The sequence below is a fragment of the uncultured Flavobacterium sp. genome (assembly GCF_951805225.1).
In the GTDB taxonomy this organism is placed as follows: Bacteria; Bacteroidota; Bacteroidia; order Flavobacteriales; family Flavobacteriaceae; genus Flavobacterium.
Genome location: NZ_OX638201.1, coordinates 2,966,927 through 2,987,912 on the forward strand (window position 1 = coordinate 2,966,927; position 20,986 = coordinate 2,987,912).

Annotated in this window: 18 protein-coding genes and 5 tRNA genes; 2 read left to right on the forward strand and 21 right to left on the reverse strand. The window is 31.5% G+C overall.

The window, feature by feature from the left end; all coding sequences use genetic code 11:
- The 10 genes from WN975_RS11775 to WN975_RS11820 form a co-directional block, all read right to left on the reverse strand.
- On the reverse strand, positions 1 to 699 hold the full coding sequence (locus tag WN975_RS11775; RefSeq protein ID WP_337966708.1) for a hypothetical protein: 699 nt from the start codon (positions 697 to 699) through the stop codon (positions 1 to 3).
- A 1-nt stretch (position 700) separates the two neighbouring features.
- Entirely contained in the window at positions 701 to 1,831 is a 1,131-nt protein-coding gene (locus tag WN975_RS11780; protein ID WP_337966709.1) for an AAA family ATPase, read from the reverse strand.
- Positions 1,832 to 1,875: 44 nt separating this feature from the next.
- Entirely contained in the window at positions 1,876 to 2,502 is a 627-nt protein-coding gene (locus tag WN975_RS11785) for a hypothetical protein (RefSeq protein WP_337966710.1), read from the reverse strand.
- A 259-nt stretch (positions 2,503 to 2,761) separates the two neighbouring features.
- A complete protein-coding gene (locus WN975_RS11790) occupies positions 2,762 to 3,307 on the reverse strand; it encodes a 3'-5' exonuclease (RefSeq protein ID WP_337966711.1) in 546 nt (181 codons plus the stop codon).
- Between the two features lie 168 nt (positions 3,308 to 3,475).
- Entirely contained in the window at positions 3,476 to 3,982 is a 507-nt protein-coding gene (locus tag WN975_RS11795; RefSeq protein WP_337966712.1) for a hypothetical protein, read from the reverse strand.
- Between the two features lie 323 nt (positions 3,983 to 4,305).
- Positions 4,306 to 5,019, reverse strand: a complete 714-nt coding sequence (locus WN975_RS11800) for a slipin family protein (RefSeq protein ID WP_337966713.1) — start codon at positions 5,017 to 5,019, stop codon at positions 4,306 to 4,308.
- On the reverse strand, positions 4,943 to 5,404 hold the full coding sequence (locus WN975_RS11805; protein ID WP_337966714.1) for a hypothetical protein: 462 nt from the start codon (positions 5,402 to 5,404) through the stop codon (positions 4,943 to 4,945). The genes WN975_RS11800 and WN975_RS11805 overlap by 77 nt, the downstream gene beginning before the upstream one ends.
- Positions 5,405 to 6,236: 832 nt before the next feature.
- Positions 6,237 to 7,022 carry a hypothetical protein gene (locus WN975_RS11810; RefSeq protein ID WP_337966715.1) on the reverse strand — a complete coding sequence of 262 codons (786 nt, stop codon included), beginning with the start codon at positions 7,020 to 7,022 and terminating at the stop codon, positions 6,237 to 6,239.
- Positions 7,023 to 7,164: 142 nt separating this feature from the next.
- Complete coding sequence (locus WN975_RS11815) at positions 7,165 to 7,734, reverse strand: hypothetical protein (protein ID WP_099708865.1); 570 nt, start codon at positions 7,732 to 7,734, stop codon at positions 7,165 to 7,167.
- A 277-nt stretch (positions 7,735 to 8,011) separates the two neighbouring features.
- A tRNA-Pro gene (locus WN975_RS11820) sits at positions 8,012 to 8,083 on the reverse strand.
- 1,457 nt (positions 8,084 to 9,540) lie between these two features.
- Between WN975_RS11820 and WN975_RS11825 the strand changes: the two genes are divergently transcribed.
- A complete protein-coding gene (locus WN975_RS11825; RefSeq protein WP_337966716.1) occupies positions 9,541 to 10,410 on the forward strand; it encodes a hypothetical protein in 870 nt (289 codons plus the stop codon).
- A 25-nt stretch (positions 10,411 to 10,435) separates the two neighbouring features.
- Here the strand turns inward: WN975_RS11825 and WN975_RS11830 are convergent, their stop codons facing one another.
- On the reverse strand, positions 10,436 to 11,059 hold the full coding sequence (locus WN975_RS11830; RefSeq protein WP_337966717.1) for a hypothetical protein: 624 nt from the start codon (positions 11,057 to 11,059) through the stop codon (positions 10,436 to 10,438).
- A 177-nt stretch (positions 11,060 to 11,236) separates the two neighbouring features.
- Here WN975_RS11830 and WN975_RS11835 point away from each other — a divergent pair, with 177 nt between their 5' ends.
- The gene (locus WN975_RS11835; protein ID WP_337966718.1) at positions 11,237 to 11,635 is read left to right on the forward strand and encodes a helix-turn-helix transcriptional regulator; all 399 of its coding nucleotides are present in this window, start codon (positions 11,237 to 11,239) and stop codon (positions 11,633 to 11,635) included.
- 89 nt (positions 11,636 to 11,724) lie between these two features.
- On the opposite strand, the gene WN975_RS11840 is transcribed toward WN975_RS11835, so the two are convergent.
- The 10 genes from WN975_RS11840 to WN975_RS11885 form a co-directional block, all read right to left on the reverse strand.
- Positions 11,725 to 13,722: an AAA family ATPase gene (locus WN975_RS11840; RefSeq protein ID WP_337966719.1), complete on the reverse strand. Its 1,998-nt coding sequence runs from the start codon at positions 13,720 to 13,722 to the stop codon at positions 11,725 to 11,727.
- Positions 13,707 to 15,785, reverse strand: coding sequence for an AAA family ATPase (locus WN975_RS11845; RefSeq protein ID WP_337966720.1), 2,079 nt, complete (start codon positions 15,783 to 15,785; stop codon positions 13,707 to 13,709). The genes WN975_RS11840 and WN975_RS11845 overlap by 16 nt, the downstream gene beginning before the upstream one ends.
- A gap of 226 nt (positions 15,786 to 16,011) precedes the next feature.
- Positions 16,012 to 16,086, reverse strand: a tRNA-Trp gene (locus WN975_RS11850).
- A 75-nt stretch (positions 16,087 to 16,161) separates the two neighbouring features.
- Positions 16,162 to 16,235: transfer RNA gene (locus WN975_RS11855), tRNA-Ser, on the reverse strand.
- 86 nt (positions 16,236 to 16,321) lie between these two features.
- Positions 16,322 to 16,395 (reverse strand) — tRNA-Gly (locus WN975_RS11860).
- A gap of 2 nt (positions 16,396 to 16,397) precedes the next feature.
- A tRNA-Gly gene (locus WN975_RS11865) sits at positions 16,398 to 16,469 on the reverse strand.
- 4 nt (positions 16,470 to 16,473) lie between these two features.
- A complete protein-coding gene (locus WN975_RS11870; RefSeq protein ID WP_337966721.1) occupies positions 16,474 to 17,844 on the reverse strand; it encodes an SDR family oxidoreductase in 1,371 nt (456 codons plus the stop codon).
- A 1-nt stretch (position 17,845) separates the two neighbouring features.
- Complete coding sequence (locus WN975_RS11875; protein ID WP_337966722.1) at positions 17,846 to 18,535, reverse strand: hypothetical protein; 690 nt, start codon at positions 18,533 to 18,535, stop codon at positions 17,846 to 17,848.
- A 20-nt stretch (positions 18,536 to 18,555) separates the two neighbouring features.
- Entirely contained in the window at positions 18,556 to 19,368 is an 813-nt protein-coding gene (locus tag WN975_RS11880; protein WP_337966723.1) for a hypothetical protein, read from the reverse strand.
- A 123-nt stretch (positions 19,369 to 19,491) separates the two neighbouring features.
- The gene (locus WN975_RS11885; RefSeq protein ID WP_337966724.1) at positions 19,492 to 20,967 is read right to left on the reverse strand and encodes a tyrosinase family protein; all 1,476 of its coding nucleotides are present in this window, start codon (positions 20,965 to 20,967) and stop codon (positions 19,492 to 19,494) included.
- Between the last annotated feature and the right edge of the window lie 19 nt (positions 20,968 to 20,986).

The window sequence follows — 20,986 nt, forward strand, 5'->3', positions numbered from 1 at the left end:
TTATGAAAAAGTTAAGCGAAATGAACTAATTGAAAGTGGTTTTATTTTTATTTTCGGAATACTGGAATAACTATTATCCGTGTTCCATAATATGAGGTTTTCTCCCGATGGATTTAACTTTTCCTGAAATGTTTTCGCTAAAGCAAACCATTCAAAATTATATCCCGTTGGCAACAAAAAATCATCGGCTAACCAATACGTTTTCCCTTTTATGGGCAACAATGGATTTCCTATAATTAAGGCGCTTTTATCGATCACAATCCATTGCAAAGACTCTAATCGATATCTTGGCGCCGTTTCTATATACAGTTTTAATTCGTCATAATCTACCAGCAAAGCACAAGCTTCTTTTACCTCTTCCGAAGCTTTTATAGTAATTTGAAGTTGATGATTAATCCCAAAAAAGTTATGATTAAATTTAGACAATGAAACCGGTAATGCACGCAAAATTGGCGTCCATAATAATCCTGACGGAAGTTTTTTTGACGGCAAAAGATTTCCATATTCAAACAACAAATTTTCCTTTAATTCATAGACTTTTTTATACGGAATCTGCTGAATTTCGGGAGCATTTATTTGTTCCTGCAAAAAATCTTTTACCCATACAACATCGGCTTCAAAAGCAGTTTTTAGATTGTCCCAATGTCGTATGGATCCAAGAAAATCCTTGTATTCTTTTTTTATTTCTAAAAAATACATATTAAATAGTTTGAAGAATTTTCTGCCACAAAGATTCTATATGATTCTGAATATATTTCTTTTGTTCAACATCTTTAATCCAGTCGCAACGCGTTTGAATGTATCTTAATTTATCTTTAATGACGTTTTGTTCTTCAAACGAAAGACTATCATCCTGCCATTTTTCGATTAAATAATTAACCTCTTTCATCACGCTTTCGGCATCCGGAGCTTTATTATACATTGCTTGCGGATGTGCCAAAATCGAGTCGTCTTTTTCAATTATCTGATTAATGATTCCTTCCAGGATTTCGATTTGTTCTTCGTTATCCCAAATGTATTTTAAAACCCATAAATCAGATAAAATTGCTTCATTTCGACCACACATTAAAGCACTTGCAGCAATCAGATTCTGCAATTTTACGGCACGTCTGTCAGAAACTTTTATTCCTGTATTTCTAAGACTATGCACAATATCAACATATTGATTGCGTATTCCGGTTAAATCAACCTGACGGCAAAGCAATTGCAATTCTCTAATTTCATCTGCCTGAATTGTTGGAACTTCTCTGTTGTTTCCAGCTTCTAATTTCCAACCGGCCAAAAGTACTTCATGAAGTAAATCCGGCTCAACATAATCACATTTTATACGAATTAAAAAACGGTCTAATAATGCGTTCAGCGATTCGTCTTCGGGTAAAACGTTACTTGCTCCAACAAACATAAGCGCTGGCAACTTTCTGGTTTCTTTACCTCTACGGAATATTTTTTCGTTAAGTGCCATTAACAAACTATTCAAAATTGCTGAATTGGCATTAAAAATTTCATCGAGAAATACCATCGAAGCTTCGGGCATCATTCCGTCAGTATTCGTGATTAATTCTCCTTCTTTTAATTTTCGAATATCAAAAGGTCCAAAAATCTCGTTAGGTTCTGTAAAACGCGTTAACAGATATTCGAAATTTTTCCCGCCATCAATTCCGTTTGATAAAGCTCGGATAATCGCACTTTTTGCCGTTCCCGGAGGTCCTAACAAAAAGGCATTTTCTTTTGCCAATAATCCAATTCCTAATAAATCTATGATTTCGTTTTTTCCAACAAAAGTTTCTTTGATATGCTTTAAAACTGCATTTAATTTATCTGTAGCGCTCATTTACTTTGCTTCTATTTTTGATCTTAATTTGTTTTATTTTCTCTTTATAATTGTGGCCAAAATACCTTTTTATAATCGCCAAAACCTATTTCTAATTGTTTCTTTATAAAATCCGGCTCAGCAAATTTGACTGCTTTTCTTTCGACAATTCGATTAAGATAAAGTCCTTTTAAAGAATCATTTACAGCCAGAATATCGAAATTTATTTTTTCGATTTCAATCTCATATCCAATAACGGAATAATGAAACTGAACCAAATGATTTTCTAATATTGGTATAACCAAATCATCTGCGTCTAATCTTTTCATTTCCAGAATAATCTGAGGTAAAAACCGCAGACAAATATCGGCAGACAACAAAGCCGAAGCGTCGATTTCGCCATGATATTTCGGCAAGAAATCAAGCAATTCACTTATTTTATGTTCTCTGAACAATAATAACTGTGCAGCGCTATATACTGTTTTTGCAGCCCATAATGCAGCGTCAGGATTAAACTTTGGCGCAACATCCGGATATTCTAAAATCTCGTTTTCATACTCTGTTTCCAGGAATGAAGTCGTGTCGATTTGTTCACTTCGGGAAACGGTCATGATTTTATTGTACAAGATAATCTGCTCAATGGTTCTGAGGTGATAAATTGTATCTAAAAAAGGTGTTTTTGTGATTTCCATTTTACTAAACGTAATGCTGCTTTTTGGTAATTGCAATTGTTATAATGTGCTTTTATTTAGCCAATTTAACAAAAAACGTGTCTTAACAAATATATAATTATATTGGTAGTTTCTTAAAATTTTAAGATCAATTATCTGATTAAATTTCGAATAAAAAAAGATTGCTAAATCGTAAAAATAAGAACTGCAAATCACAAAAATTCGCAGTTCTTTTACTGAATATTGCTTTTTTCGAATTGATAATCATACAGATTGCTATCTAATTCTGTAAACACCAATGCAAAATTTTAGCGATATTCTTTGCATCATCAATTCCTCTGTGATGCGTTCCTTCCAGCGGAATATCCAGCAAATGCAAGGCTCCGTTCATTCCGGTTGGTTTTACTAAACCAAATTTATCTCCAAACGAGGCTTTCACATTAATATGCTCCTCTCCCATTGGATACGGAATCCCGAATGACTTACATTGCTTTCTCAGCATATTGAGATCGTATTGACCGTAACTCGCCCAGGTATATAAATCCGGATTATATTCGTCAACTAATTTCTCGATTGCTTCCTCAAAACTTACTCCGTTTTTATCCAGTAAATCTTGCGTAATCGTTGTCAATTCTGTACAAAACGGACTTACAATCGAACGTTGTGGTTTTATCAAAATTCCTTGATTTTGAGTTATCGCACCAGTTTCTGAATCCAGAACTGCCAATCCAATCTCTATAATTTCATTTTCCTGACCTTGCGGAACAGTAGTTTGCCAACATGTGGCTTCTAAATCGATGATAATAATTTTATCTGTAGTTTTCATTTTTTAAATTTTTTAATATTTTACACCCGTTGGGTTTAATTGTTTTAACACATAGAAACATAGTTTTGTTTGCTTAAAAAGGCGTTTCACTTGTTTGAATGCACATAGTTTTCTATGCGAAAGAAATGTGTGTTTTTATCTCCTTTTTTATACTTCAAATCTATGTTTCTAGAAAAGAGCCATTACCTGACGAAGATTTCTTTCGATAGTTTTATAACGTTTCCGCCATTTGAAAATGTTTATGACTTTTTTATCGCTTTCAACAACTTTCTTAGTTTTATTGCTTTTTTCAAGTTGTTTAGCTTCTTCAAGTCTGCATTTTTCGTTAAACTTTTTAAAAGGACGCGGTTCAAAATCAACCATAATTGCTGCCAGATTAATTGCATCAATATTTGTTGGATCTGTTTGGCCTTTAAAGAACGTTTCGATAGGTCTGAACTTATCTTTTTGGTCTTTAAACTTTTTCTTTTTGGTAGGATCAAAATCTAAACTAAATAGATTTTTAAAAACTTTTAGATCATCTTCTGTTGGGTTATTTTCGAAAATCAACCAACAAAAGTCACGTAGTTTTCCACGAGAAGGACTTTGCAAATAATCAAAGTATTCTCTTTCTTTTTCTATCTCATATTTATTTCTGATCGCTTTTTTATATTCTTTTAATGTATTAGTACGCATGATATATTTTCTTTTAGGAATCCTTTTGGAACCTCAGGAAAACACGGGAATTCTGGGAATCCCTTATCTGCAAAGCTTTAAAAACACTTTTACCTGATCAGAGATATCACCTAAATGATACATAATTCCTTGTACTTAACTTTTGATTCCAGCGTTTAATGAGCCCTAAATCCAAATCCATTTCTTCTACAAAAGCAAACGGTTGCTCATTAAACCTAATTATATTGGTCTGATCAAAATGATGATCTGACATAAATAATATTTCTTGATTCATTCTTAATTTTATTTTTAATTAAACCTTCAACATTTACTGCTGATGATTTCTATTTTACGAAGATTTCTTTCAATTGACCAATTACGTTTCCGCTTCCAGAAATTGTGATTTCTCCAATTTTGTCGGCGATTTTTTCTACGTATTCCATCTCTTTTAATTTCCACAACATTTCGTTTTCTTCCATCAGCTTTGCTGTGTTTAGCAAACTTCTTGTTGCAGCGGTTTCTTCTCTTCGCATAATGCTGTTGGCTTGCGCTTTTTTCTCGGCAACCAAAACCTGATTCATGATTTCTTTCATATCTCCTGGCAAAATCACGTCACGGATTCCCGCATCAGAAATTGTCAAACCTAATTCAGTTATTTTAGTAGTTACTTCTGCCAAAATAGATTCTGCAATAGCATCTTTTTTCGCCAATAACTCATCCAAAGTCAATCCGCCAACAAAAGCTCTTAAAGCCAATTGCATTGCCACATACAATTGTTTTTCAAAGTCTTTGTTATCAACAAGCGCTTTCATAATATCAATAACCTGATATCTCACAAAGAAATTGATTCTTAATCCTGCCTTATCTTTTGTCAACAATTCTTGTCCGGAAATCTCCACTTGTTGTTGTCTTGCATCAACAGTTTTAACTTCGATTGTAATGGTATTGTTCCAGAAATAGTGCGTTCCCGCTTTTAATTCTTTAACGAAAGTTCCATTTACAAACAACAAAGCTTTGTCGTTGCTCGAGACGATGAATTTTCGAACATAGTATTTCAACTGATTGTTTTCTAACAAATTCGCCGAGATATTTTTTTGTGATTTCAATCTTAGAAAGATCCACTCTGGTAAATTCATTTTTCACAATTCCTTTCCAGAACGCATATCTTCCTGCGGCCAAAGTTCCCTTAAAGTTCCCGTTCACGAATTGCAAAACAATCTCATTATCGGCAACCGCAACAACTTCTAACATTGAAGCCAAAATTTCGTTTTCCAACAAAATATTCAACTCAAATGGAGCGATGAAATTCGCATTCATATCGTAAATCATTACATTCTTGTTTCCAAAAATCCAATGTAAACCTTGCTCAATTACGTTAACTAATTTTCTATTTTCGAACACCAAACCTACTTGGTACGCCTCGATTTTAACTTTTTTTATCATTTTATATTTTTGTTTCAAGTTTTTTTGGTTTCATGTTTCATGTTTCGTAACCGTTAAAAAAAACTTAGTTATATTTTCTCAAATTTTTGTTTCAAGTTTCTTTGGTTTCATGTTTCAAGTTCTGTAACCGTTAAAAAACTTAGTTATATTTTCTATTTTCTCAAGCCAATTTTCTAGCCTCAACAATCTTGCTTCTAAAATCTTGCTTCTATCTTCTCTAAAAATAAAAAAACCTCAATGCCTTTCTCCTCTGAGAAAACGGACGAATAGTTGGTGTTTTGTATATTCTAAATGTTTTACAATTCTATTTTGTGACAGCGATTCTAAATTCTAAAAAAATCGCTAAAACAATCAAACCGAAAAGAAAAAGAGTATTTCAAAATACGTTTCTGTTCGCACTGGTTTTATCTTGAGTGTGAAACTTTTGGATCCCCAAATCCAGGTTTCACTGACAAAGACAAATCAGTTTTTTTTCAATGGTCATCTTTTTAAGAGTGATGGTCTCTAAATACAGATTTATAGTCTGATTTCTAATACTCTAACCAATTGAGTTACCGCATTGCTGCGAGTGGGACTCGAACCCACAACTTAGATCGTGATCGTTTTTTGGAAAACAACCCAAAACCTCCAAATCAAGTTGCATAGAAAAACATAATACGCTTTCGCGAAAAGTTCCCTACAATGGTGCTATACAGAAACACGCAACAAGACTTGTTTGATATTGTAAATCAAAGTTTCCTCTGATGTATTTCATTTTTTAAAAGAACGTTTTTTATTTCCTGAGCAAATATTCAAATTACACTGCGCAATGATTTTGCGCAGTGCAAAAAATTTATTTTATCCATTCAATTACCGTCGATAAATAGACTTGTCTTACGTCTTCAAATCGGGTTATGTTTGGGATATGATTTACTTCTAATAAATATTTAGAACCGTCTTTTGCAACGATATAATCATTACCAATCATATCCATTTTCAAAGTGTTTTTAATATGCAAAGTATCAGCAAGCAACTCAGGGTCAACCTCCATAAATCCGGCATTATCGGGGTGAATTGATTTTAACCACGAATCACCTTCCAGTTTTATTTGCCAATAAACATCTCCAATTATCATAATCCTGACAGCTTCACCTTCATAATAAGGTTCTGTTGTTGCGGTAAATTCGCTTTCCCATTCGCCTGTAAAACGATGTTTATTTTCGCCACAATGCCAGTTTCCCCATTTAGCAACAGTATCATTGCCAACATTTACAGAAGCGCCTGCGCTAATAAATCCTCGTGGTGCACTAAATCTCGAATGTGCTAAAGCTTTTACCAAACACGGAATCTTAAAGCGACAATCCAACATCGCAGCGGCGTTAGGATAACAAGCACCTCGCCAGATTGCTAAACCAGAAATAAAGTCGAAATCATTGTCGTAAATTCCATAATAAACTACTTTGTCTACCGGCAACATTCCAATTCCGTTTGATTTTTCCATATAAAGAACTTCGTCTTTAACAACAATTTTCGGAATTGATTGATGCCAAATAATATGTCCGGAAAAATTGGCTTTTATAATATCATATTCTTCTTGTTCTATTCCTACAAGAGCAATTCGGTTGTAATCTTGTTTCATAATCATTGTTGTTAAATTTTTATTTTTTTATCACAAAGGCGCTAATTTTTTTTCTTTGCGCCTTTGGTCAATCTCGCGCAAAGACGCAAAGTAGCAAAGTTTTAAACCTTTGAACCTCTGCACCTTTGCAGCAAACTCCTTTTTAAACTTTTTCTAATTCCAGGCGTTTAATTCCGAAATCAGATTTTCTCAACTTACACATTCTGTCATCTGCGATATGGTGAAAAACAATTCCTTCAATATCATTTTCAGACAAGAATTTTTCTAAATCCTCAAATCCAAGATTTACAAAATCAAGCACTTCGCTTCCGTGTTTAATTAAAGTATGTTTCTCTAATTTTTCAGGATTTCCCTGTACTTTTGGTCCGCATAATTCGTAAGTTCCATCTTCTTTAATTTCTAAAGAATCAAATCCTTCGAAGAAAAACTTATCTTCAGATTTCATGCGATCACATTTTATCCAGTGAGGATGATGTCCTGAAATTAAATCTGCTTCCTGACACGGAATTGCTCCTAACGGAATTGCGCGTCCTTTTTTGGCATCAAATCTTTTGAACAATTCACCACCAATAATAGCTACAGATGTTCCATCAAATTTTCTTGTTGCAATGGCATCACCATTAATTACCCAAGCATTTTCGGCATTTATCTTATTTATTACTCTTGCCAAGTTCTTTGGATCTTTAGCGAATAGTGTACTTATCTTTTTCATCTTTTATTTTTTTTAGCTTGCACATTATTTTGTGCAACATTTTAGTTCAGGAAAAGAGATTCGAACTCTCAAAATACTGATTCTAAATCAGTCGCGTCTACCAATTCCGCCATTCCAGCTTTTTTTTTAAAGGTTCTGAGGTACTGAGGCGCTAAGTTTTTTTTCTTAGCGTCCTTGGTCAATCTCTCTCAAAGTCGCTAAGTCGCAAAGTTTTTTTCCTTTTTAACCTTAGTACCTCAGAACCTTAGTACCTCAGAACCTTTTAAATAAACCCTTGTCTGAGAAGTAGGATTCGAACCTACGACCTCCCGCATCCAAAGCGGGTAAACAACCACCGTTATCTTCTCAGTTTTTTTTTAGGTTCTTAGGTACTGAGTCTCTAAGTTGCTAAGCTTTTTTTTCTTTTTAACCTTAGTACCTCAGCAACTCAGTACCTTTTTAAAACCTCAGAACCTTAGCACCTCAGTGCCTCAGAACCTTAACATATTCCTTCTAGAGAACTTGTTATTCCGGAAGGGCTCGAACCTTCATTCTAAAGTTATTCACCTCTTTTCTACCAATTGAAATACGGAATCATTAATTTTTGGGCATAAAAAAAGCACCCGATTAAAGGTGCTTCATGAGATCTAATAAGATATGCGTATCCTATTGCCTGTATTCATGCACCTGTATTGCTATACGTCCAAGTTCTGAGCTCGGGTATAGGGATTGTACGTTATATATTTTTTTACTAAAATCCATTTTGTGTATTTTATTATAAATTGAAATCGTTGTTATTATTCTAAATCCGTGTTACAGATTTTCTTCGGCAAAGATAAAGTCGAAAAAATCAATTATCCAAATCTTTTTTAAAATTATTTTATTGATAATCAAATAGTTAACCCTTAAATGAACCGATAGAAATCCCTGTCCGCCAACTGAGGCAGATCTCCTTTTGTATCAAATGACTGTCCCTCACCAGATTACTTTTCAAGATTATATTTCGCTATTTAGTTTAATCATTAAACATTTGGTCGATTATTTTTTTAATTATTTTTAGTTAATGGTTATTTTTTATCATTTTCTTGTCACATTGAGCGAAGTCGAAGTGTCAAGCTGAGCATTTTTTTTGTCATACTGAGCAAATTTTATTGTCACACTGAGCGAAGTCGAAGTGTCTAAAACAAAAAAAGCGCCCCAATTAGGACGCTTTTATATATTTATGCTGAGTTCGAAACTACAATTTACTCTTCTATTCCATAAAATACATATTACGCCCTGAATCTTTAGCCGGAAAATCTTCCGCTAAACGATTGCTATTTTTTATTGCTGACAGGTTCATATGTATTCTTTTAATTTTATTTCGAGAGCAAATGTAGTTTATTTTTTTAATTAATATAACTTTTCTTGTTTTATTTGTTAAAAAATAGTTAAAGGATATATAGTGTTGTGGTGAATGAATCTCGCGCAAAGACGCAAAGTCGTAAAGTTTTTGTCATTTCGATTTTTATGATAAAAGCTTATCACGACGAAATCTTTGTCAAAGTTTTAAACTTTGACAAAGATAAAAACGTAACAAAATCTACAATGTAAACCCAATATTTGTCATTTCGAGGAACGAGAAATCTCCACAAGAAGCTCGACAAAGATTGGCGATTCTAGTTACGGAGTTACTTGCGAAGATTTCTCCTCCGTCGAAATGACAATATTGGGGTTAATTTAATTTTATAAAGACATCAAACAACTTCAATCATACTTTCTCAGAACATAAAATATTTTAAATTCGAATAAAAGTTTTAACTATTTTTATCTCACTTAAATCTACATATGAAAGAATTTATCGATAGCATTAATTGGTCTGAAATTTGGGAAATAACAAAAGAATATGTTTTACCCAATATTGGTTGGTTTATTTTCTGGATCGTTTTATTTGTAATTATTGGACTTATTCTTGGAATCGTTTTCAATGTATTCTTGTACCGAAAAAATATTTTCTTTCGTGACAGAAAATATTACAATTGGTTTGCCAAGCTTTGGATTCCGTATTTGATGATTGTTTTTCTGTATTTCTCCTCTATGATTGGGCTTTTTTACGGCGTACATTCTGTTTTGCGATCAGAGAATAAAAGTATAACTTCTAATATTTATTCCAGAACTATTGGTTCGACATTTTCGTCTGAAAAAGAGAAAAAAGAGTTCTTGCATTCGCTTCAAACGCTATCCAATTCTTCTGAAGATGTGAGTAAATCTATGACGCAAGCATTGGCGATTTACATCAAACAAAATAATAGTGGCTACGCTTCTGTAGATAATTTTAAGAATTCGTCGACTTCGTATTTGCTCAAAAAATATGAATCCGAAGTTTACAGCGCGTGCGTATATGGTTTTATGAAAGTTGTTGACGATAAAGCCAACATGAAAAACGTAAAAGATATTGATTACACGCAATTCAAATCGCTTTTGCAGAAACTAGATAAAATCGAACCTCAACGAATCGAAAATTCGATACAATCTGAAATTGGACGCAAATTGCAAGCTATTTTAGATTATATTTTTAAAGAAATTCTGAAACATGAATTGTTCTTTTTCTTCTTGTTTTTGCTGATTCCGTTTGTTGAATATTTTATTTATTTGAAGTTTATAAAAACCACAGAATCTGATTTAAGCAAACCAAAACCTGTTGAAAATGTAATTTGATTTTTGAATACTCAATAATTAATTATTATTTATAAAATGCTTCTGTCAAATAGAAAACGGTATCTATGAAAAATAGGCTATCATCAAAAGTTAATACATTTTCGTCATGTAAGTCTTCAAGAATAATACCTACTTCAGGATTAAAATAATCGTTATTTCTAGTATTAACAAAGCCGTTGGAAATCAAAAATTCCTTTACATTTTCTAATTTTGTGTCACTATTAGATTCTACAAATTTCTGTTCTACAACTGCATAAAGAATATTATCTTGTTCATAAAATCCAATTAATTGATAAGCTGTATCAGAAAAAAAATAATTATTCAATAATAAATTGTTGAGATAATCTTCCCAGGATTCATAATAGATACTATCATTTAGCTTGATTACTTTATGTTTATTTTGAAGATAAACTTTTTGCTCTGCACCCGAAGATATAAAAGCATTAATATTAATTTCAGTAATCCAGAAACCATTCTTGTCACAGAATTGTTTTATTAACGTTGTTTCTTCGCTTTTGATTTGCTTGCTTGACTCAAACGTTCCGCTTGCGCTCTTGCTTTTTCTAAGGTAACGGGAGATTGTTTGGATAGTATTTCCATGCCTAACTTGGCTCTTTCCTGAAATGATATTTTGTAGTTCATTTTTCATGAAGTTTATAATGCAAATATAAAGATTTAAAATCATTATTTACTTAACTCATTAATTAAAGTAAGAAAAAGCGTATTTTTACTAAATCTAAAAAACAACCAAAACGGTATATTATCGAATCAATCTTGTTTTTTACCGATCAGTATTTTTTAAAAGAATTTTAAATACCTTTGAATTATGAGCACAGCAACTAAACCAAAACACATTGGCAGAAATATTAGCCGAATCAGAGAGCTTCGTGGAATGAAACAAGAAGCGCTTGCAGAAGCTATTGGACTAAGTCAACAAACTGTTTCCGGAATTGAAGGAAGCGAAGAAGTTGACGCTAAAAGACTTCTAGAAATTGCAAAAGTTCTGGGAGTTACGGTAGAAGCTATTGAAAACTTTTCGGAAGAATCTGTTTTTAATTATTTCAATAACTTTTATGATAATAGTGCGAGTAATGGTCAGATAAATGGTCCAAACAACAATTGTACTTTTAATGCTCTTGATAAAGTTGTTGAGCTTTACGAACGTTTGGTTCAATCTGAAAAAGAAAAGGTTGAATATTTAGAAAAGTTGTTGAAAGAGAAATAATATTTCTTTTTCTTTATATAAAATTGGAAAAGCGCAAATCTTTGAGGTTTGCGCTTTTTTTGTTTATTTATGCAAAGACAGATTTCTTTTTAAGTCATTAAATCATCAATATCAAATATATTCTTTTCTCCGAACCAAATTTTAGCCTGCTTTATTACTTCTTCACTAAATTCATCATTATAAAAAACAATTAAATCATCCATTGCTCTAGTACAACAAACATAAAATAACTTTTGAGTTCTATCAATTATGGATTCTTTACCAACAGTTTTTTCAAAAAGAGCTTTATAATTTAGTTTTGTATTGGCACTTTTATCAAGAAAAACTAAAACATTATTAAATTCTGCACCTTTTATACCATGTTGTGTAGAGTAAACTGTTTCATTTTCAACATATTTATATAGAGATTCAATTTCTTTAAAACTAACATTTTTCAAACGTTCAAATAGAAACTTATTTTTATCCAAAAAATCTTTAGTGAGCTCATCAATCTGACATAATCGAAGTTCGTCTGCCTTTTTCATCACAGTTTCTATATTTTCTCCCTTGATTAAATAAAGATCTTTTATCTTTTTATTTAGTTCTGCTTTGTGTTCGCCTTTATTAATTTTAAAATCACTTTTATTAATTAAAGAATAATAATTTTTATGTTCATACAGCGATATTATTTCTTGAATTCGCATCAAATGCCTTATCAAATAATCTCTTTCCTCACTTCTTTTATTTGATTCTTCATTCTTACTTTTCTTTTTCCCTATTAATTTATCTTTATTTAAATAAATCTTTTTAAGTACTTCAAAATTCATGTTTTTCGCAAGATCAAATATTCCTACATTATCATATAAAAATTCATAAATCCCTTCTGTAGGTAGTATCTCTTTAATTTCAAGATATTCTTTATTAAGTTGATTCATAGACTTAACATAATTTAAATCTGATCCGTTGTTAATGATAAGATTTAATTTGTTCATACCTATTTCAAACTCTAAACTTTCATCTATTTTTTTTAATAAAATATTAATAACTTCAATAAATGACATATCAGTTAAATCATCTTTTATCGACTTTTTTTCAATATATTTTTTTATTCTTTCAACATATCCACCATTTCCAACTATTTTATCTTTATCGTATATATCCATTAAACTAGGAAATCCTACCTCGCTTGCAATAAGGGAGTGAGACAAAAGAAGAAGCTTGGTATTTTTTGAATCCTTAAAATCCCAATCTTTACAGAACTTTGCCTTTATTATGTTATAAGCATCGTTGTTTTCTTTTTTAGAGTATATAAATTTTGTTTTCCCTTGTTTGATAGCTCCATCTTTATTATTTGGTGCATCTGAATTTATTTCTGCCTTTTGCTTTAACGGATCTAATCTAATATTATTAGCTAAATCAATTACACTTTGAGGATTTCTACGATTAACTTTTTTCGGTACTTCAATAATTTGAGGAATATTATTTCCCTTATCTCCAAGATATTCTGATAAATTATTTCCATCTTGATAAATTGATTGCATGCTATCTCCAAAAAGCCCAATCACATTTCTTTTACTTGTTTTATTTAAATGGTTAAAGAATATCTCAATTACAGGCTTATAAGTATCTTGATACTCATCGATAAAAATATAATCATATTTGTCTTTTATAATTTTAGACAATAATGGATATGTTATAAATAAGTGTTCTGCTATATTAAGTACATCCTCATGCTTTATTATACCTTTTTTAAAGTTCCTATATTCACGATAATCTATTCTTTCAATTTCATCAAAATTTAAATCATCATCTGGATTTAATTCTATAAGCGATTTTTTCAAGTTAATTTGATATGGACTAATATTCATCCACAAAAAATCGTGAATTGTTGAAATCACTAAATTATCATAATCCGTACGATCCTGAATTTCATCAGCAGCAACATTTGTAAATGTTATACATGCTATACTAACTTTAGGATTATCTTTATATATTTTATTTAATAACTCAATCAATGTGTGAGTTTTTCCACTACCAGCACCACCACTTAAAAGAAAATGGTTTCCTGAGTCGATAGCTTTAAATATATCTTCTATTTCTGTAGCCATAATAATCCTTCTTCTATATATGATGGAATTTCCCAAGTAGTATAATTCTCAGCAGAACTATAATAAATAATATCTAATGCAAAATGCGTTTTTTTATTAATACAATTTTCAGCTAAATCGTACGCATCTTTAATTGCATCCCCTTGTAAATCGAAATGTTTAATATTTTTTAATCCTCTAAAAACCGATTTATTATCAGAAATAAATTTTCTATTTAAATTTATGAAAGCATCTTCAAAACTTTTCGCATGATAATTATTTTCATAGTGTTGAAAAGCAATGCATAATGAGTTCTTTTTTAAATAAAAGTTCACTTTAGATTTTTTCAATACACTAAATGAGTATGAATTTAAAAAATGTTTTATAGCATTATTTAAACTACCATTAGCTTCTGGATCATCAACTCTGCATAGAATATTTTCGGATTTAGGTTTACCTTCTTTGGTAAATTCACCTGTTTTCACATTTTTGCATGTATCAAAATCAGTTATAATTAGATATTTAATACCAATAAAATCAATAAACTTTTCAAAAATATGAGAATAAGCACCAACTTCAATAATTGAGATATTTTGCGATAATAATGGTAAATCAAATTTATTTTCGCTGTCCAATTTTACCATCATAACAGGCAATAGCAGTCTTTCTGTATCACCTTCGATTAAAACAGCTTTATCAGCAAAAAATAATTCGGCTCTATTTAAAGTTAAATAATGCTTCAAAAACTCATATTGATTTGTTTCTACTAAATACTCTTTCTTTAAATCTTTTAAATTTTTGCAAATAACTTTATTTTCCTTTGCAATTTTGTAGAAGTATTTTACTGTATCAAAATCACTTTCTGCTGTAATATGCGAAGAATGAGTTGTTACTATTCCTTGAAGATTAAACGGTAATCTCTCAGCTACTTTATTTCCATCTGAATCAAGACCGTTTTTTTCATTTTCTAAAATTTTTGATATATTTTTTATAAAAATGTGTTGCATTTGGGGATGCATATGTGCTTCTGGTTCTTCAATGAATAATAAATTAATATCCGCTGGAATTTGATTATCTAATTTTTCATTTTCTCTTCTAAACTTTTTGCACTTCAATTCTATTTCAAAAATCATCGCAAACAAATTCATGTATCCTAAACCATGATAATCTTCAGGTAATTGAAAATTTGATTGATCATAAAAAACAGAAGTATTTTCTTTTAAAATGTTTTTACTTTGTAATGATGATAATATTTTAATTGAAGATTCTCCAGGTATTTTTCCTCCGAAAAGTTCTACCTTTTTAATGACATCTTTAAAAACAGATGGATAAATTTTATTTAATTTCTCGTCAGTACTTCCTAACTCCCTATTAAGTTTTTTTATAGTATCTTGTTCTTGCTGACTATTCTCGATACTTTCATAATAATCAGACGATAATTTTGATAATGTTTTATCTGGTCTATTACTATCAGAATTATTGACATCCCGTTTTGCCTTTATACTTTGAAAATTTATAATTTTTGAAATTATATTTTTATCTTTAATTACTTGAGAACTTATAACTTCATCTCCATCAAATATGAAGGATTTAATCTCCATTTTGAAAAATCTTTTATTATCTGTTTTTCTTAGAAAATCAGTAATATTTTTTTTAGTATTTTCTGATTTATAAAGCCCATATTCTCTAATTAAATTGCTATAGCTGTCTGGGTTTAAATAATATTCAAAACCTAGAATGACCTTGTTTTCATCTTCAAGATTTAAAATAAGAGATGATATATTTTTCAGACTATCTTCTTTGTCGTAAAAAATTTCAAAAAATAATTGAATTTTAAAATCAAAATCATTACCAATATTAATTACATTTCTTTTTTCAAGTTTTTCAAGTTTTTTTATTTGATCTATATGAAAATCATTAATAGAAAAAGTACTCTTGTCTGTTAAGAATTTTTCTAAAACTGACAAAAGAGAAGTTTTTCCTGTGTTATTTTTTCCAATTATTAATGAAAGATTATTTTCAAGATCTAACTTAAAATCTTTTAATAATCTGAAATTCTTAATATGTATTTTCCTTATTTCCATAATTATTTATTTTATGATCTTTCCACTCAAAATCAATTACCAAAGTTGCATAAGATTTTACAAACAACTTTACGGTTTTCCATAATCATCATATTTTTTTAAGACCATGGTCGTATTCAAATATATATAAACAAAAAGCCCCTAAACCAAGTAAAAACACCTGAATTTAAAAGCCTTTCTATTTTAATCTCGTAAAGTTTATTTTTGATTTTAATCCTAAAAAAATAAAGGTGTGCAAAGGACTCGAACCTGCATCCTTCCCCCTTGGTGGGGAACGCTCTTCCAATTGAGCTAACACCTTCATTAGGATTGTATTTTTATGCCACGAAGGCGATAAGTCACAAAGTTTTATTTTAAGCTTTGAACCTAAAAAAGTAAAAGCGTGCAAGGACTCGAACCTGCATCCCTCAGTTTAGCAAACTGCTGCTCTTCCAATTGAGCTAACGCTTTCATATGAATTTGCCACAAAGCAATAAAACACAAGTTTCAAACCTTTGAACCTTTGTTGCTCTGAGCCTTTGAACCTCAAAAAAAATAAAGGTGTGCAGGGACTCGAACCCGCAACCGCTCGCGTGGTGGGCAAGTGCTCTTCCAATTGAGCTAACACCTTTGTCGGATAGTTGGGACTCGAACCCAAAACAACTACAGTGGCAGCGGTGGTTTTTCCAGTTAAACTACTATCCTATTTTTACCATTGAGAAACTTTATAGTTTTTCAATAAGACCCCAAATATACTTTTTCCGTTGATTCCGTCAACTATTGGATCAAAAATTCTACTGGCGCCATCTACAGAATCCAGCGGCGGAATATATCCTTCTTCAAATTGTTTTTTTCGCAAACTTTCTTTTGCTCCTGTCGAAATCCAGCCAACATCAACACTCGTCATAAATATAGAATCAACCGCAAATTCCTTCGCCGAAGTCAGCGTCATCATATTCAACGCCGCCTTTGTCATATTGGTATGCGGATGAAAAATGGTTTTGTTGGTATAACTAAAAATCCCTTCAGACGAAGTTACATTTACTATAAAACGTTCCTCAAAATGGGAGTTCAGAAATAATGGTTTTAGCTCTTTTATTAAAAAATAAGGCGCAATTTGATTGATCAAATTAACCTCAACCAATTCATACATACTAATTTCTTCCAAAGTCGAATTCCAACTTGTCTTTTCGCGATTGTCAACCGGTTGTCCAAAACGTGTTAGTTGAACTTCGGTTTTCTCTCCAGAACTATATTCTAATGCTTTTACTTCTTTTGTAACGGCAGTTTGATTTGCAATTAAATTTATATTCGAATGAAATATATCCAATAATTTGTCTTCTTTTTTAATCAAAGGCTGGTAATATTCATCCGTATATTTTATGGTTTGTGCTGCATTATTAATCAAAATATCCAAACTCTGAAATTTAGATTTATAAAAAGAAATAAAGTCATTAATCGCGTTTAAATTTCTCAAATCTAAACCATAAACTATTAGATTTTCTTTCCAGTTTTCGAAATCACTTTCCTGCATAAATTGCTCTAAAGCGAGCGCAGGAAAACGAGTTGTAAGTACAACATTTGCATTATTTCGCAACAATCTAAGCGCGGTTGCAAATCCAACTTTTACGCGTCCTCCGGTCAAAATAACGTTTCTGCCTTTTAAATCCAGATTCTGAAAACGTTTTGCATAATTTTCTACCGCACAATCCGGACAAAGTCTCGTGTAGAAACTATGCGCCAACTTATAAGATTGATTGCAGCAATAACAGTTTTTAGGCAAATTTAATTCGGTAAATTGCTGTTCGTCAGGATTCTCTTTTTCCGAAAATAAAGTGATTCCGTTTAAAGCTTTTGATACTAATTCGGCATTGAGACTTGTTTGAAGATCTTCTTGCTTTTTTGAAGTATAACTTACTGTCCGAATATTCTTTTTGGCATTTTTGTGGATTTTGGTAATCAAACCGGCAAACAAATTATTGTCCGGATTCTCAAACGGATTCTCTTTCAATGCGTTTAAAACCTTTATACAGCTTTGCCATTCTTCGTCACTAAAAGTATATTTTATATCTTCTTTCATTTTATTCTTCTAAAAAATGTTCTAAAAACCCAATGAATTTCTTTCCGTCCCGCGACCATCTCATTCCTTGTCCGTTTGGAATTCTAATTTCGTAAACGACATCATGTTTGTAATGAAAAAACACATTCCACCATGTTTTATTTGCAATAATATAGTGAACCAATTTTTCTACCGTTTCCTGTTTCTGTTGGTTATTTCCTTTTATTTCGCCAAAAATACTATCCTTTTTTCTGCCAACATGTTTTTCCCAAGCTCGCACTACAATCGAGGTTTCGGTATTAAAAGGCTGTAAACAACTTTCTAAAAGAATTTCTTTTGAAGGCGGAATTGCACTTTCATCCCGAACACTTGCCGATGTTAATCGTTGTCCCAAAATAAGCAAAATAATTTCGAATGGCGTCTTTTCGAACATATTAATAATTTCGAATTTCAGTTGATCTGAATTACTTTCTAAAGCTTCAAAAATAGCTGTGAAATAAGGCAAAAAAACTTCTTTAGAAATCAAAATCTCTTCTTTAAAATAAGGTAATCCTGAAACTTCAGAATTTGGATTTTGATACCAATAAAACAGGTTTTTAGAGAAATCGTTTAAATTTTCATCGGTAAGAAACAAAGCATATTTATCTTTCCATTCTTTTTGCAAGTCCGGTATTGTTGCTTTTAATTCGTTACAAAACTGATTTTCATTCATTATTTACTGGCTTTCGATTATCAAACTAAAAAATCTGAAATAAGTCGTTGTTTGAATCGATCGATAGGTTTTAGATCGACATTGGTATCTCCGTTATGAATATCAAAAGGATCATCTAAACCGCTGATTAATAAATACAAATAGCAAAATATAAAGGTAATCGCAGAAGTTACCAAATAATCTGCCGAAGGGCTTTTGAATTTGCTAATCAATAAAAACGACATGACGATAAACAAAATACTTTGAAGCAAAATATAGGCTGGTTTAATGAAGTTATTTCTCGAAATAGAATAAGCACGCGTAAGTTGTTTTCGCATTGCATTTGTATTTTCCTGAATGCCTTTTATGGCTTCTTTGTCAACGCCTCTTTCGGCAAAATAATAGGCGATTTCGTTTGACTTTCGAATTAAAGGAAAAATAACATTAGAATCTTTTCCGTGGGAATATATCCAGGCAATAATGCCATCGGTAATAGTAATCATTTCTTCACGTAAAAAAGCACGGTTTAAATCTTCTTTACACAAATCAGAAGTTCCCGTTCTTGGCGCTTTAAAAGCCAGATAAATCCAATCTTTGATCGCTTCCAGATTTGAAGCAACTTCTCCGGGGATTTTTTCGCTTTCTTTAAAATCGGTCATTGTTGCTGCCAATAATAATCCAAAAACAAAAAATGCGCCTGTAAAAATAATCGTGATATCTGATAATTCTATTAAGTCGTGAAAATCCTGTCCGTAGAAAGAAAGGTTTTTGAATACAAAATTTTTAATTCCTAATATAGCCAGAGCGGCAATTAATGATTTTATGATTATGGTTCTGTGCAGTACGAATTTCATTATTATTTTTTCGGCAAATTAAATAAATATAATCAAAATAACTGCTTCAAATTGGGTTTTAAATATATAACAAAAGCGCCTTGATATCAAAGCGCTTTTGTGTTTTTGAGTTTATAGTTTAGCTTAATTTGCCTTTGATACACTAATTTTTTCAAGTGTTACTTTAGCATCTCCAATTCCGCTCTTTTTTATAATAATTTCAAAATTCTTATCTGTATTCACCAAATCATCTGAAATGTAATAAGAGAAATTAAGTTTTATTCCGGTTTCTGCCGCTGTATGATTTGCTTCGAGTCCGTGATCATGAGCAACGCCAAAGAAAGTCATTGTTCCCACATATTGATCTGCTTTTCCCGGATAACGAAGATAAACGGTGTAAAAATCTTTTGGTTCTTTGTAAACGACTACATCTAGGTTTAATATTATTTTTGAGTTGGCTTCGGTTTTAAAAACTTTATTGGTACTTTTTGAAAATGTACTGGTTACTTTGTGCGTAAAACCAGTGTTTTCGATTGTTTTTCCAATTTTTTGTTCCCAAATAACTTTCTCTTTTGAATCCTGAAATGAAACTTTCTTTTTTGAAGTTGATTCATTAGAAGCCAAAACCGGAGTTTTAGATCCGTAAAGCAAATCGTCATATTTATAATCTAAATTAAAAACGATCTTGTAAACTTCCTCCATTGTATAGGTAATATGCTTTCCGTCAGGAGCAATAAATTCATATGTCCACGGATTTGCTTTTAACTGCTCTAATGTTGGACGTTGCCCATAAGCCGAAACATCCCAGGATTCCCAAATACGGTCAATCATACTGTGATGCAACCAAAAAACGGGATCAAAACCTGCCGAAGGAACATTTGCCATTAAACCTGAAAAATCTTTCAGTTGATAAATTTCGTTATAATAGCTTTCTTTTGGATCTGCATATTCTCCTCCAATAAGATCGTGCATAAAACCATGAGGCGCACCTTCGAGGTTTTTGCTAAATCCTGCCGCTCCTGTAAAAGAAGGATTTGTTTTTAATTCTTCAAGTGCTAACTGAATCTGTGTAAGGTCATTATCAGGAATTGGTTTTCCGTTGTTAAGAACACTATATCTGGCTGGCGCATACAAAGAACCGGATTTGTCTCTTGCTTCTTTTGGCAAAATATTATCGACAACTTCTTTGCTTCCGTAGTTCCAATATGGTATCGCAAAATCTTGTTTTCCGGATAAATCCCTAACGATTTTTTCTAAATACCAAATGTACAATCTGTGCCATAAAAGAAAATTTAAGTTTGCAGCTTCTGAGTTTCTTTTATGCGTACAATCGCCCCAAGCCCATAATTTATCTTTGCTTGTTTGATATTGTGCACAAAGCTCATTTTTTCCGGCAATTGAATCCGGAATATTATGTATTGCACCTTGATAATACCAACCAAGACCATTCTCACAGCCCATTTCGCGCATTTTTTTAAAGGCTGTATTCATTGCCAAAAGATCTGCTTGTCCTTCGGCTGTATTAACATTGTATCGAATATATTTTACATTACCTGAACTCTGACCAAAGCCAGAAAATGTAATCAAAATAATAAATAGTGATATAGTAATTTTTTTCATTTTGCTTATTTTTAGGTTA